The following is a 14618-nucleotide window of genomic DNA, read 5'->3' as shown; positions in this document are numbered from 1 at the left end:
AGTTTTAAAATAAAGAATCTTTACGAAGTCGTTCCACTTCCCATTGGAATATGGTTTCTCTCAGTTGTGGAGTGTTTCCTTCCACAGTTCCTACAAGAGAATAACTTGATTCTTTTCCGTATGTATCGGGTAAACGTTTGAGAATGAATTTACCTGATTTAATGAGTTCAATAACATGAAGTAAAAATGGATCTTTTTCTTTTCTGCTCATCTCTTCCATTGAATAATAAAAAGTAGAAAGTCCCTTATAAAACCAATCGATGTATTCGTTTTTGCCTCTTGGCCAAATTTGTTCCAAACGAATCTCAGATTCTTGAACAAGCGATTTACCAAGAAAGGGTTTTTGTAAAACACGACACTGCGAATAAATTTCAAAGTTTAAATCCCGGTCGCCACCCTTTTCAAAATCCACACCGATCCAACGAATCCAAGATTTTTTTTCTTTGATGGATAAAGCAGGAATCAGTGCAAACAAATACCCTTGGTCTTTGAATATCCTTTCATGAGCCAGATGTTCTAAAATTTCCATCGGTATCATATAATGGCCTTTTGACCATTCAATCACATAAGGAATCGATTCTAATTGTAGGTATTCCGGTGGCGTTTCCGAACGAATGATATCACCAAATTGAGTGAGGATAAAAATAAAAGATAACAACTCTTGACGGCTGAGTCCCGAAAGAACACTTACAGATCCACTCAAGTTTTGCAATGCACGGCGAATCATCAAATGTTGTTGGAGTTGGGTTTGGTTTTCGGACAAAATGATCCCTAGATGTTTTTCAAAATTGCGAAGGTTGGCACGTTCACAAATTTTAAAATTCCCAGAGATACTAAATGGCATTAGAGCGCGCGCCGTCCTATATCTTTTCTATAAAACGTATCCGGTGCTTTGATTTTTGTTAAAAACGCATAACAATCATTAATTGCATCTTTTAAGGAACTTCCAAAGGAAGTGATTCCTAAAATCCGCCCACCGTTTGCCAAAATTTGGTTTTCTTGGCGTTTGGTTCCCGCATGGTAAACTACCACATTACCTTCGTTTGGTGGAATTTCCAAAGACATTCCTTTCTGTGGAGAATCCGGATACCCTTTGGCAGCAAGTACGACAACTGCCGATGATCCCTCTTTTAATTTTAGATTTCTCTCAGGAAGGTTTCCTACTGCCGAGGCATAAAAAATCGGTAAAATATCCTCATCTAACAAACGTAATACACACTGCGTTTCTGGATCTCCAAACCGACAGTTAAATTCCACTACATTTGGATTTCCTTCTTTGGTAATCATAAGACCAACATAAAGAAGTCCTTTGTAAGGATGGCCTGCCGACTTAAATTCAGCTAACATTGGCTCAATGACAAGTTCCTTTACCTTAGAAAGTACGACATCCGTAACAATCGGTGCTGGTGCATACGCACCCATCCCGCCTGTGTTTGGTCCGATGTCTCCATCATAAGCACGTTTGTGGTCTTGGGCTGCAGGAAGGCACATATACCTTTCCCCGTCTGTGATGACAAAAAGTGAGGCTTCTTCCCCTTCCAAAAAGGATTCCAAAACTACTTTGTTCCCACTTTCTCCAAACTTTGATTCTAAAAATATTTCATCTAACGCTTGTTTCACTTCCTTCATTTCGAAAGCAACAGTGACACCCTTTCCAGCAGCAAGTCCATCGGCTTTGACAACCAAGGGTAACATTTCTTTTTGGGCATAACTCCAAGCCGATTCATGATCTGTAAATACAGCAAAAGATGCTGTTGGAACTTTGGCCCGTTTCATCATTTCTTTGGCAAAATGTTTACTTCCTTCCACTTGCGCACAATAAGCCGAAGGTCCAAAACAAGGGATTCCTATCTCGGTACACCAATCAGAAAGTCCGTTTACAAGCGGATCTTCTGGCCCAACCACAACTAGGTTTGTTCCAGAAGATTTTATATAATCAAAAAATTTGGATTTATCGGTGATGGATATATCCTTTACATCCAATAATAAATCTTTCGAAAAACCACCGTTCCCAGGAAATACCTTCAGAGATTCCAAAGATTTTGATTTAGAGATAGCGTCCGCTAACGCATGTTCTCTTCCACCACTTCCAATGAGTAAAACTTTAAATTTATGATCCAATTTTTTCTAAAGCCCTTACCGTACTATCTAGTTTCTCTTTCCAAGTATTATACTTTTCTCTTTCTTTTTCTACAACGTCAGGTTTTGCTTTTTCTAAGAACGATGGATTGTTGATTTTGTTTTCCAACTTTTCCATTTCCAATTGGATTTGTTTTTTCTCTTTTTCCAATCTTTGTTTTTCTTTTTCAAAATCAAAAATACCTTCCAATGGAAGAAAAATTTCTCCGATAGAAAAAGCACCTACGGAATCCGTGTTTTTGGCTTCATAAGAATCTAAAAATTCCAAACTTTCTGCTTTCGAAAGTTGTAAGATGGATTTGATTTCTCTTTCCATCATTTCTTTTAATTCTTTATGACCACACTTGATGATGACCTTACATTTTTTCTCAGGTTTGACTCCGAGTTCTGCTCGCATGTTTCGGATCTTTGTGATGATCTCACGCACGAGTTCCATTCGAACCACAGCCGGCGCGGAATCAGAAACTCCATACGGTTTTGGAAATTCTGTTTTTGCAAGTTCTGTCGGCTCCAGTAAAGAATGAATTTCTTCTGTAATGAAAGGCATAAACGGATGGAGAAGTCCGAGTGATTTTTTTAATACACTCACAAGCACAAAGCGAGCTTTTTCTTGTGATTCGGGAGTTACATTTCCATACACACGAGCTTTGGTTAATTCCAAATACCAATCACAAAACGATCCCCAAACAAAATCATAAACAGCATTTGCCATTTCGAAAAAAAGATAACCGGAATAAGCTTTTTCATACTTACTAAGCATCCGATCAAATTCGTTCAAAATCCAAAGGTCAGTATCTTCTAAAGAATTAATATCTGGTTCTTTGGTTGTGAACTCTTCCGGTAAGTTCATAAAAATAAACCGACTTGAGTTCCAAATTTTATTACAGAAAGACCTATACCCGTCTAACCGTGATTCGTCGAATAGAATGTCCTTTCCTTCGGGTAAAACCGCTGCGAGAAAAAACCGAAAGGAATCAGTTCCGTACTTACTCATCATATCCAAAGGATCGACTACGTTACCTAATGACTTACTGAACTTCTTACCATCTTTATCACGAACGAGGCCGTGAATGAGAACTTTATGGAAAGGAACATCCCCCATAAATTTGAGACCGTTCATAATCATCCTAGCCACCCAGAAGAAGATGATATCGAATCCAGTTACGAGTATGGAGGTAGGATAGTATTGTTTCAGCTCCGATGAATTTTCAGGCCAGCCAAAAACCGTAAATGGCCAAAGCCCAGATGAGAACCATGTATCCAAAACGTCTTCATCTTGTTTGATGGTCTCTTTAGTGACACTCACTCCTTTTTTAGAAAATAGAGATACCGCTTCTTCAACGGATTCAGCGACCACCATCTCACCGTTTGGTGCATAATAAGCTGGGATTCTATGACCCCACCAAAGTTGGCGAGAAATACACCAATCACGGATATTTTCCATCCATTCAAAGTATGTTTTTTCCCACATCTTGGGCTGGAATTGAACCTTACCTGATTTCACAACTTCTATGGCAGGTTTTGCAAGAGATTCAATTTTTACAAACCACTGAGTCGATAACAACGGTTCGATGACCGCTCCCCCTCTTTGGTTGTGACCTACACTATGGATATGAGTTTCTATTTTTTCAATATAACCATTGGATTCGAGTTCTTCCACAACACGTTTGCGTGCTTCAAACCGGTCGAGTCCGTTGTATTTACCTGTTTGTTCGTTTAGTGTTCCATCCAAGTTCATGATGTTGATTGGAGTGAGTTTCAAACGAAGTCCTGCTTCATAGTCATTAATGTCATGGGCCGGAGTGATTTTCACAAGCCCCGATCCAAATTCTTTGTCTACAAAGGAATCGAATAATACAGGGATTTCTTTTCCTGCAATTGGCAAAAATACAAATTTATCTTTTAAGTCCGTATAACGAACGTCATCCGGGTGAGCGCAAACCGCCACATCACCAAACATCGTTTCGGGTCTTGTGGTTGCTACAACGATGTATTCCCCTTTGTTCAGCGTTTTCGGATCTTTTGTTTTAAATTCGGCTTTCGGATATTTGATATGATAAAGTTTGCCTTGTTTTTCTTTATACTCGACTTCAATGTCAGAGATGGCGGTTTTCGTAACGGGACACCAGTTGATGATTCGTTCACCACGGTAAATCAATCCCTCATCATACAAACTGCGAAATACTTTGATGACAGCTTTGGAAAGACCTTCATCAAACGTAAATCGTTCGCGCGACCAATCAACTGATTCACCGAGTAACCGTTGTTGTTTGGCGATCATTCCACCGGAGTGTGCTTTCCATTCCCAAACCTTTTCGATAAATCCTTCACGAGTAAAATCGGTTCGAGACTTTCCTTCTTTTCCTAACTCACGTTCTACAACCACTTGTGTGGCGATACCTGCGTGATCCATTCCAGGAACCCAAACTACATTTTTACCTTTTTTACGTTCGATACGAATGATGATGTCTTGGATGGTATGATTGAGTGCATGTCCAATGTGTAAATTCCCTGTTACGTTTGGCGGAGGGATGACGATCGAAAATGTTTCTTTGCGAGATGAGTCAGGGGCAAAGGTTTGTTTCTCTTCCCAAGTTTTTATCCATTTGGGCTCTACAGATTCGGGATCGTAACGGTCAGGTAGCTGTGATTTCATAGGGTCTTTGGATTTCTTGCACTTTACTATGTTTCGTAAAGAGTTTAGGGGTCAAGGATGAAACAGCAACCAAGGTTCGCATTGACAGAAAGGGGAGGCAAAAGAATCTGGTTGGCATGAACGCAAAAACAGCAAAAATTCTCGGCAAATATGCAACCTTCAAAGGTGTTTCAGAAAAACAATTGAAACGCGATTGGTTGTCTCTTTCCCATATCGATAAAGATAAAAAAAGACAAGAAATCCTAAAAGAAATCGCTAAGAAATAAGATATGCGGAAGAATCCTTCCGCTTTTTTATATGGAACACCGATTCCGAATTTTATTCTCTCTCTTGATTTTTGTATCTTCTCTCTCCTCACTTTTCTACTGCTCCAAACAAAGTGACATAATACTTTCCAATTACGAAGAAAGTTTGGTTTTGGCAAAAAACTCGAACCGGAAACTCATCGTGGTTTTTGGCGCTGATTGGTGTCCCGACTGTAGAGCATTAGATGGGATCTTTAAAGAACCAGAACCCAAGACTCTCCTTGATGAAAATTTTATCCTATTCAAAGTCGATGTGGGCCGCTTTGACAAAAATTTAAGTCTAAATGAAAAGTTAGGAAATCCCATTCAAAATGGAATCCCGGCTCTTGTCATCCTAAGTCCCGAAGGAAACATTCTCACCTCCACAAAAGGCGGAGAGTTCTCTAATGCTAGTAAGATGACAAAAGAACAAGTTTTAGAATATTTATATCGTCTGTAGGAGAAGGTTGCCTAGACAACCTGTATGTTTATGAACCAATTCCAAATCTTCAAAAACAACTTTGTTTCGAACTTTAAATCTCACTCCGTTTTCAAAAATTTCATTCAAGTTCTAATCCTTCTTCCCATCCTCATTTTAAACGTATCTCTTTTTGCGGAAGAACCAACCACTCCTACCCTAGTGGTTGGTAATACCCTTCCAGAAATCAATTATACCAACCAATGGGAAGAACCAAGTCCCATTCCGATGGAAACGACAAAGGTAATTTTTATTTCTGACATGGATGCAAGTAAAATAATACATCCTATTTTAGAAAAAGAAGGAAAGGGATATTTGGAAGGAAAACAAGCTGTGCTTATTTCGGATATCCACAGAATGCCAAGCCTTATCACAAAGTTTGTGGCTTTACCAAAAATGAAATCCTATCCGTATACTCTTCGTTTGGTGAGAGAAGAAAAATTGGCAGATCCGTATCCAAGAACAAAAGGTTCTCTGACTCTCATCCAACTAAAAGCGGGAAAGATTACCAAAATTCAAATATCAAATGTGGAAAAAGAAGTGAAGGAATTTTTGGAAGGAAATCAAATAAAATAATAAATTTGAATGGAAAAAGTTCAGTGTCGTAACGGAAACAAACATGATCTTTTCCAATTACAAGATCTATTTGCAGAATCCATCCTCAATGTTTGTAACAAAGATTATACGGAAGCACAAATTAATAAATGGACTTCTGGATCGAAGGATGGAAAACGATGGGAAGAAATTATAAACCAACAATTGGTTATTGTAGCAGAGCTTAACCAATCCATCATTGGTTTTGGTACATTGGATCGTCAAAACTGTATTGATTTACTTTATGTAAGTTCTACATACTTACGATTAGGGATCGCAAAACAAATCTATCTCCGATTGGAGAAAGATGCCATTGAAAGAGATGTAAAGAAACTCGTTTCCCATGTGAGCATAACGGCAAGGCCTTTTTTTGAATCTCTTGGTTTTGAACTAGTGAGGGAAAATTTAATCAAACGAGATGATGTTGAATTAAAGAATTATACCTTTGAAAAAAATATTTAAATTTTTACTCTACTTACTACTCATCCTCTTTCTAAATTCATTCATTTGGGAACGATATTACGTTCGTTTTCCAGTCTACGAAATTGAATCCACAAAAATACCCAAGAGTTTCGATGGGTATAAAATTGCTGTCGTATCAGACTTACATTATGGATTTCTGAACCCAGAATTTTGGATTCGGTATGTCATAGAGTCTACGAATCACCAAAATCCTGATCTAATTGTTGCGTTAGGTGATTATGTAAAAAAAAGAAATTTTGACGAAGAGCTTTTATCTGTTTGGAAATTACTCCCACTTCTAAAAGGAAAAGATAGGGAAGTTTTTGTAAATGGAAATCATGACCACTGGGCGAACCATTTGCTCTCTCTTCGTTTATTAGAAGAAAGTCAAAAATCCATACGGAACCAAACCTTAGAGATCAAACGCGGGGATGAGAAAATCATTTTAGGGGGACTTGGTGATTTTTGGGAAGACCATATTCCGATTGATCAAATCTTCCAACACACTGATCCAAAACGATTTAGAATTGCGATTGCGCACAATCCTGAATCAGCAGATACAACACATGCAGAATCCATAGACCTTTTCATCACTGGCCATACCCATGGTGGGCAAGTTCGGATTCCTTTCCTTCAACTTTCACCAATCCTTCCTGTTCAAAACAAAAACTATGATCTAGGGATTCAACATTCCATTTTTAATGAAATGGTTTTTATTTCTGCTGGGATTGGATGGTCGATCTTACCGATTCGATTCAATTGTCCTTCCGAAGTGCCCATCCTAATTTTACGACACAAAGAGAATGAACCCAGGAATTGATCCCTTCGTTCGCATAATCATATGTAAGCGATCATACCTAGGATGATGGAAAACCCCATTTCACTGGATGAGTTCCAGCCCACCAAAATTGTTTTCCATCCAAACAAACAATTCTTCCTCATTCCTAATAAAAGTTAGATATCATACTTTTTTTTCCAATAGTCCCAAAATCTACTTGATAACGATGTTTTTGATTCTAACCATTTGTCCCTAAAGCAAATCTGTAACAAGAGTAAGAGAGATCCCTTATGGCACTTCCCAAAGTTTGTGTAATTGGCGCCGGTTCTTCCGGTATCACAGTCATTAAATCATTAAAGGAACACGGAATCCCTTTTGATTGTTATGAAAAAGGAAGTGATGTGGGTGGGAACTGGCGTTACAAAAACGACAATGGTCTCAGTAATATTTATAAATCACTGCATATCAATACCCATCGAGACCGAATGGAATATCGTGATTATCCGATGCCAACCAATTATGCGGATTATCCAAACCATGAACCCATTCAAAATTATTTTTTATCCTATGTAGATCATTTCGGACTACGTAAACACATCCAATTTAAAAATGGAGTGAAAAAAGCAGAACGCACCGAAGATGGAATCTGGAAAATCACTCCTGAAAAAGGACCAATCAAATACTATGATGCGTTAGTTGTTGCAAATGGTCACCACTGGAGCGAACGTTGGCCCGATCCTGCCTTCCCAGGAAAATTTTCAGGCCAAACCATTCACTCTCATTCGTATGTTGATCCAAAAACGCCTGTTAACTGTGAAGGAAAAAACGTAGTCGTCCTTGGAATGGGAAATAGTGCCATGGACATCTCTGTGGAACTTTCGAGACCCGGCGTTGCTAAAAAAGTTTTTTTATCAGCAAGGCGTGGTGCTTATGTGATTCCTAACTATTTATTTGGAAAACCTTTAGATAAACTAACTGAACACACACCTCATTGGGTTCCCTTTTTTATCCAACAAACACTCGCTCACCTTCTCATTCGTTTTGGTGTCGGAAAGATGGAAGACTTTGGATTGCCAAAACCAGACCATAAATTTGGTTCCGCACATCCTACCATCTCACAAGATTTGCTTGTTCGGCTAGGACGCGGCGATATCAAACCAAAACCAGTGATCACAGAACTCAAAGGTAAAAAAATTGTTTTTGCTGATGGAACAGAAGAAGAAGCAGATGTTCTTATTTATTGTACTGGATATAATATCAAGTTTCCATTCTTTGATGAGGATTTTTTAGCAGCCCCAAACAATTACATTCCACTTTATTACAAAATGATCAAACCAGGAATCAATAATCTATTTTTTGTTGGTCTTATGCAACCGTTAGGTGCTATCATGCCACTTGCGGAATGCCAAGGAAAATGGATCTCTCAATATCTCACTGGAAATTATGTAATTCCTTCAAAAGAAGATATGGAAAAATACATAATACAAGACCAAGAAAAAATGAAAAAAAGGTATGTGAGTAGCACACGACACACCATCCAAGTAGATTACGATTCTTTCCTTTATGAGATGAAAGAAGAAATGGCTGCTGGTAAAAAAAGATCGGTAAAACTCGGAAACCATTTGCCAATCGAGGCACGAGCAGAATTACTTTCGGAAAGGCGTCATGATTCTTCTAAATCTTCGAGATCTTCCAATAAAAAAATGGTTCATAGCAAATAACCAATTTTTTCCTTTTCTCATCGCAGCCTGTATATCGTTATTCGGGATAGGCTGTGTTTCCAAAGGTTATTCTTACCAAGGAAACCCTCTTTTTGGTTGGATGGAATCTTCTGGCGAAGTTCGCACCACTGACCCTTATCCCATTTTAAAACGTTATCCTTCTTTCCAAGCCACCGATTTTGAATTTCCAGTGGGCGGAAAGTATGCTGAAGGTTATTACTTAGCACAAAAATTTGGAGCAGAAAATGGAAAGTTTGGAGGAAGAAAACATTTAGGAGAAGATTGGAATGCAATGACTGGTGGTGATAGCGATTATGCGGCACCTGTGTATTCATTTGGAAACGGAGTGGTTTCTGAAATTGCTGATTACGGTGGTGGTTGGGGAAAGGTTGTTAGGATTGTTCACTATCATAATGTAGGAAATGGTGATTTTTGGTTTTTAGAAACAGTTTATGCACACCTACATACTATTGATGTAGAACCTGGACAATTGGTGAAAAAAACTGAATGGATTGGAACTATCGGTGATGCGGGTGGAAATTATCCGGCACATTTACATTTCGAACTTCGTTCGATCATTGGAGGACCGTTAGGTGGGGGATATGCTTTAAAAACAGATGGTTTTTTGCCACCAACAAGGTGGCTTATGCAGTATGGTCCAAAGGAAAAATCTTTCTCAGAAGAAAGTTTTCAATTTTTGATGGAAAAGGGAGGCACCCTCTAACCCAATTTTTTAATATACGAAATCAGTAACTACTGATAAAACTCAAGACTTCGTCCTCTTTTTCCGCATTTGTGTCATAAAAGTTACAATGAATTTCATACAAAGGTTCATTTCCGAGTCTTTCGCATTTCAAAGTTTTCACAAGAAAGTCGACAGAACCTGTCATTGAAATCATTTTTAAAGACACTTTCAATATAGATGGGACTTCTATGTCATAAGGATGGAGAAACATGATTCCCCTAGCACTAATGTGTTTTTTAGAATCGTAGTCCTTAAGTTGTTCCAATTGAACTTCGAATGTGGCTGGAATTTCTGTATAATGATTTGGTTTCATGGTCTTCGTGTATATTGCAACAAACATAAGATAATTAAACTCTCATTCAATTACTATTTTATTACGTACGTATAAATCTTTATGCAAAAACGATATTAAATCCAGCAAGAAGGACAATCAGTCCAACTCCCCAAGCTAAAATTCTTGGGTCCCAAAATGGATTTGTTTTGTCTCGGTCCGAATAAATTAATCCGTGAAGATCCTTTGCCGGATCTTCTGTTTCAATAAAACTAACAATGACCATTGTTAAAAAACAAACCAATCCTGAATAAATTGCTCCATAAAAATTTGAAACCATATCGGATTTGTAATATATAATGTCTAACGAATATAATAAAAAATGAACCAAGCCACTGGTTGTTCCAAATAACATTCCGAAAAAAGCACTCCATCCGGATGCACGTTTCCAAAACATTCCAAGTAAAAATATAGAAATCAATGGTGCATTAAAAAACGAGAATAACAACTGTATGTAGTTCATTATATTTTCAAATTGCATTGCGATATAAGATGCAAAAATTGCAAACACCACTGCAACCATCGTACTATGTTTTCCAATTTTTAAATAATACTGATCTTCCTCGTTTTTATTAATATATGTTTGGTATATATCATAAGTAAAAATAGTATTCATTGCTGTAATAGAACTTGACATACCAGCCATAAAGGCAGCAAGCAAAGCAGTGGTTCCCAGACCTAACATTCCCGAAGGATAAAAATTCTTTAATAATATTAAAAAACTTTTATTATACTCTCCATTCATCTCTTTTGAAAATTCTGTTAAAGCTATTAACCCAGGAATTACGGTCAAAAACGGTAAAAACAATTTGAACATAGCTCCAATGAGGGGAGTCCTTCTTGCGGCTCTATAATCTTTAGCAGCCATTGCCCTTTGCACTTCTGTAAACCCACAAGTCCAATAGGAAAAAGATAAAACAAAACCTAAACCTACGGTCACACTTAACAAATCCCATCCGAGTTCATTCTGTCCATTGGCGAGTCCTGCCCACATATGTTTGTGTGAATTGGGAATTTTTTGCATTAGCCCATCCCAACCACCTAACTTAACTAATCCGATAATCACGAGCGGAAACAAACCGAGAACTGTTAAAAAAAATTGCATCACCTCTGTATAAATTGAGGAACTAAGTCCACCAAAGTATGTATAAACCAAAACAATAAAAGCGCTAAATAAAATTGATATATGAGGATTCCAACCGAACATAGTTTCAAACACTAAAGACAAAGAATAAAGATAAATCCCTGAACCAAGTGCTAACGACAATAATGTGATGGATGCGTTCAATAGGTGGGCAGGCCGATTGAACCTGTATCGTAAGTATTCTGGTACACTTCGTATTTTTGTAGAGTAGTAAAATGGCATCATAAAAATCCCAAGAAAAATCATCCCTGGAATCGCACCTAAATAGTAAAAATGAAAGGTCAAAAATCCATATTCAGCTCCACTTGCACTCATCCCTAGGAGTTCAAGTGCGGATATATTCGCCGATATAAACGCAATTCCTGTGATCCAACTTGGTATCTTCCGACCCGCCAAGAGGAAATCGCTCGATTGATTCATAGATTTTTTAAGAAGTACCCCTATCACGACCATAAATCCAACAAATACCAAAAGGATTAAATAGTCGATGGGACCAAGAGAAACTAACATACGCTCGTAAGTGATGTGAAATTCAAAGTTTGTAAAGAGGAAATCCCGAATCCCACCTCAAAGCGATTATTTTCCTTCAATATTTTCCAGATTGGCCGACATTCAGGGTAAGTCTTTGGCTGAAAAAGACTTTTCGAATTATGTCACATTGTTAGATTCGGAACCACCGGGAGGATCTATGTTCTATCTTCTTTTAGCCCTTCTCCACGAAGACTATTCGTCTGGAAGAATCGACTTTTCTACCTACTTTGAAAATATCGTTCTTCTTGCCTTGGACCACGAGCGCATTAAATCCAATCTAGAACAAAGCAAAGCCGCTTAATTAGATGACTTGCGCAATCTGGAAAGTCTCTCACTTTGTTGAGAGGCTAGATTTTTGCACATACGATCCTTTGAAACAGATTCGATTTTGTCAGTGGCTTTCCTTAGAAAGTCACTAGAAAAGGTACCTGACTTACCTTTTTCACCCACTTCCCTTCGAAACTAACTTCCCAAGTCCACCGACTTTCCCACGAAATCCACTCACCAAAGCCAGTGAGTGCAAATTCTCAGGCAATTTCGTAGGTTCCTCCCTTGAATTTTCTCCTTGTTCTGGGAAGTCCGATCTGTACGGTAACAGAAAAATCATATCTCAGGAAGATAAAATGACATCGGCCAAACTCCTTACTGGTACCCTCCAAAATTCACAAAAATTTTTCCTTCAATTTGGAGGACAGGGTTCACCTTATCTAAAAGAACTCGTAAAATTATACGCAGAACCAGAACTCAAAGAATTTTTCGAAACTAGTTTCAAAACCATTGCTGAAATTGCCGCTCGTGATGGCAAAAGTCCACTCCTTAATGAAGGATTTGATTTCAAATCTTGGATTGAAAATCCAGATGGCGCTCCTTCCGAAGATTATTTGGCTCGCGCACCTATTTCTGTACCGGGAATCTTTATGACCCAAATTGCAAATTATGTTTTGGTTTCAAAACGTGGTTACCCAACGGCGGAACTCATCAAAGCAACAGGCGCTCTCAGTGGTCATAGCCAAGGGGTGATTGCCTCTGCACTCGTGGGACTCGGAAAAGACGGAGCAGATTTCCTAACTGCTTATTCTGATTTTTTAAGATTTGTTTTTTATCTAGGATTTAACGGTCAAAAAGTTTATCCTAACTTTGTAGTTTCCGAAGAAGTTGTGAAAGAAAACGAAGCCAATGGAGACAAAAATCCAGCACCAATGGTTGCCGTAATTGGTTATACAAAAGATGAATTAGAAGACAGAGTGAAAAAAACAAATGACTCTCTTGGACTCAAAGGCCAAGACACAGTTTTTATTTCTCTTTACAACACTCCAGATTCTATGATTCTTTCTGCACTTCCATCTTCCCTTCTTGCATTCCGTAAACAATGGAAAGCAGAAATGGACGAAAAGAAATTTAAGTTTGTATATTTGAAAACAACTGCACCTTTCCATTGCCCATTTATGGAAACATCACTTGATAAATTCAATGCAGACGATGCATCCGTAGTTCCATTCCCATATACTGGTGCTGATTTAAAAGTTCCTGTGTATAGTATCTTTGATGGTCACAACTTACAAAAAGATGGGAACCTTCGTGACATTCTTTTTAAGATGGTTTTAATTGAGCCACTTTACTGGGATTTGGCGATTGCTCCTATTTTTAATGACAGTGCGATAAACACAATCATTGACTTTGGACCAAGTGTTGTGAGCCAAAGATTAACTGGTGGACACCTAAAAGCCAAAAACATCGAAAAACAATCATTATGTGCATCTAACGCAAAGGAATTAAAAGTAATTCTAGAAGCATAATGAATCCATCCACTGCTCGGGCCGCTTCCAAGTTAAATTTAATCCGCCTTCTGGCTTCCCATCCAGAAGGACTTGGATTAGAGGAAATTCAAAGTGTGACGGGTCACAAATCAATCGCAGCTCTCAAAAAAGATTTGGGTGAGTTGTATATGATTGAGATGTATCCTTATTCTCCAACCGATGCTGTGGATTTAGATTTTGATGGGGAGAAAGTAAAAATCCGACTCCCCATTGCCGTCGATTCTGCACTCCCACTTTCTCCAAAAGAATGGTCCCTCCTTCGTTCTTTGTTAGTCACAGATACAAAAAAAGAAGATTCAAATGTTAAAAAATCTATTTTAAACAAAATTGATTCTGTCATACCTTCCGGTGATTGGTCTCCCTACCAAAAAACAAAAGAAACCATCATAGAAGCCATTAATACTAAGAAAACACTAACAATTGTTTATTGGAAAAGAGACACAAAGGAAAAAGAAACAAGAACCTTGGCTCCTTGGTTGTTATGGGAAGAAAATGATTCCTATTTATTGGCTTATGATTTAAAAAAAGAAGGATTCAGATCCTTTCGATTGGATTATATTTTAGACCTAAATATTTCTGAGACAAATTATCCAACCTTACCTGAGACTGCAGGTGAATTTCTCGAAGGATTCAAACAATTATTTGGTGCCGATTCCGAAAACAAAGAGAAAGCAAAACTTTGGATTACTGATGGAGCTTCCTATCATTTGGGAATGAAACTCAACCTTTCTCCGACTGGAAACCAAAAACAAATCGGCGACACCATGTATCGTGAATTCGAAACACTAGTTCGAGATCAAAACTGGTTCATCCAAACGATTTTAGGTTACGGAACATCAGTTTTCGTTTCAGAACCAAATGAAATCAAAACATCTATTTTGTTGCACTTACAATCATTAGCTCCCTCCAAACAAAATTTAAACTCTTTACCTTAGGAA

15 protein-coding genes are annotated in these 14618 nt (G+C 38.0%); 10 read left to right on the top strand and 5 right to left on the bottom strand.

Translation table 11 applies throughout. From position 1 onward, the window contains the following. Nucleotides 1-4: 4 nt before the first annotated feature. The 3 genes from CH364_RS00215 to CH364_RS00205 are packed head-to-tail and all read right to left on the bottom strand — an operon-like array spanning nucleotide 5 to nucleotide 4795. Nucleotides 5-844, bottom strand: coding sequence for a hypothetical protein (locus tag CH364_RS00215; protein WP_100741637.1), 840 nt, complete (start codon nucleotides 842-844; stop codon nucleotides 5-7). Then, nucleotides 844-2121 (bottom strand): phosphoribosylamine--glycine ligase, encoded by a 1278-nt coding sequence (gene purD, locus CH364_RS00210; RefSeq protein ID WP_100741636.1) that lies wholly within the window; start codon nucleotides 2119-2121, stop codon nucleotides 844-846. Before purD ends, CH364_RS00215 begins: the two co-directional genes overlap by 1 nt. Continuing rightward, on the bottom strand, nucleotides 2111-4795 hold the full coding sequence (locus CH364_RS00205; RefSeq protein ID WP_100741635.1) for a valine--tRNA ligase: 2685 nt from the start codon (nucleotides 4793-4795) through the stop codon (nucleotides 2111-2113). The genes purD and CH364_RS00205 overlap by 11 nt, the downstream gene beginning before the upstream one ends. A gap of 116 nt (nucleotides 4796-4911) precedes the next feature. Between CH364_RS00205 and CH364_RS18650 the strand changes: the two genes are divergently transcribed. The 7 genes from CH364_RS18650 (at nucleotide 4912) to CH364_RS00175 (ending at nucleotide 9836) form a co-directional block, all read left to right on the top strand. After that, nucleotides 4912-5061, top strand: coding sequence for a hypothetical protein (locus CH364_RS18650; protein ID WP_002972862.1), 150 nt, complete (start codon nucleotides 4912-4914; stop codon nucleotides 5059-5061). A 31-nt stretch (nucleotides 5062-5092) separates the two neighbouring features. Further along, on the top strand, nucleotides 5093-5539 hold the full coding sequence (locus CH364_RS00200) for a thioredoxin family protein (RefSeq protein WP_100741634.1): 447 nt from the start codon (nucleotides 5093-5095) through the stop codon (nucleotides 5537-5539). 30 nt (nucleotides 5540-5569) lie between these two features. Further along, a complete protein-coding gene (locus tag CH364_RS00195) occupies nucleotides 5570-6133 on the top strand; it encodes a hypothetical protein (protein ID WP_100741633.1) in 564 nt (187 codons plus the stop codon). A gap of 9 nt (nucleotides 6134-6142) precedes the next feature. Next, complete coding sequence (locus tag CH364_RS00190; RefSeq protein ID WP_100741632.1) at nucleotides 6143-6613, top strand: GNAT family N-acetyltransferase; 471 nt, start codon at nucleotides 6143-6145, stop codon at nucleotides 6611-6613. Beyond that, complete coding sequence (locus CH364_RS00185) at nucleotides 6597-7433, top strand: metallophosphoesterase (RefSeq protein WP_165779463.1); 837 nt, start codon at nucleotides 6597-6599, stop codon at nucleotides 7431-7433. The genes CH364_RS00190 and CH364_RS00185 overlap by 17 nt, the downstream gene beginning before the upstream one ends. 248 nt (nucleotides 7434-7681) lie before the next feature. Beyond that, nucleotides 7682-9112, top strand: a complete 1431-nt coding sequence (locus CH364_RS00180; protein WP_100741631.1) for a flavin-containing monooxygenase — start codon at nucleotides 7682-7684, stop codon at nucleotides 9110-9112. Continuing rightward, the gene (locus CH364_RS00175) at nucleotides 9057-9836 is read left to right on the top strand and encodes a M23 family metallopeptidase (protein WP_100787833.1); all 780 of its coding nucleotides are present in this window, start codon (nucleotides 9057-9059) and stop codon (nucleotides 9834-9836) included. Before CH364_RS00180 ends, CH364_RS00175 begins: the two co-directional genes overlap by 56 nt. A gap of 22 nt (nucleotides 9837-9858) precedes the next feature. Here CH364_RS00175 and CH364_RS00170 read toward each other — a convergent pair whose 3' ends face one another. Together CH364_RS00170 and CH364_RS00165 are read right to left on the bottom strand one after the other, a co-directional pair. Next, the gene (locus CH364_RS00170; protein WP_100741630.1) at nucleotides 9859-10170 is read right to left on the bottom strand and encodes a hypothetical protein; all 312 of its coding nucleotides are present in this window, start codon (nucleotides 10168-10170) and stop codon (nucleotides 9859-9861) included. A 79-nt stretch (nucleotides 10171-10249) separates the two neighbouring features. Then, entirely contained in the window at nucleotides 10250-11842 is a 1593-nt protein-coding gene (locus CH364_RS00165; RefSeq protein ID WP_100741629.1) for a sodium:solute symporter family protein, read from the bottom strand. A 115-nt stretch (nucleotides 11843-11957) separates the two neighbouring features. Here CH364_RS00165 and CH364_RS00160 point away from each other — a divergent pair, with 115 nt between their 5' ends. From CH364_RS00160 to CH364_RS00150, 3 genes are all read left to right on the top strand, one after another. Beyond that, a complete protein-coding gene (locus CH364_RS00160) occupies nucleotides 11958-12164 on the top strand; it encodes a hypothetical protein (RefSeq protein ID WP_125178631.1) in 207 nt (68 codons plus the stop codon). A gap of 322 nt (nucleotides 12165-12486) precedes the next feature. Next, nucleotides 12487-13659, top strand: a complete 1173-nt coding sequence (locus tag CH364_RS00155; protein ID WP_100741627.1) for an ACP S-malonyltransferase — start codon at nucleotides 12487-12489, stop codon at nucleotides 13657-13659. Continuing rightward, complete coding sequence (locus CH364_RS00150) at nucleotides 13659-14615, top strand: WYL domain-containing protein (RefSeq protein ID WP_100741626.1); 957 nt, start codon at nucleotides 13659-13661, stop codon at nucleotides 14613-14615. Before CH364_RS00155 ends, CH364_RS00150 begins: the two co-directional genes overlap by 1 nt. The last annotated feature ends 3 nt before the right edge of the window (nucleotides 14616-14618 follow it).

Source organism: Leptospira harrisiae, assembly GCF_002811945.1.
Classification (GTDB): Bacteria; Spirochaetota; Leptospiria; order Leptospirales; family Leptospiraceae; genus Leptospira_A; species Leptospira_A harrisiae.
Note: the sequence above shows the minus strand (reverse complement) of the source record. Positions and strands in the feature narration are given on the sequence as shown.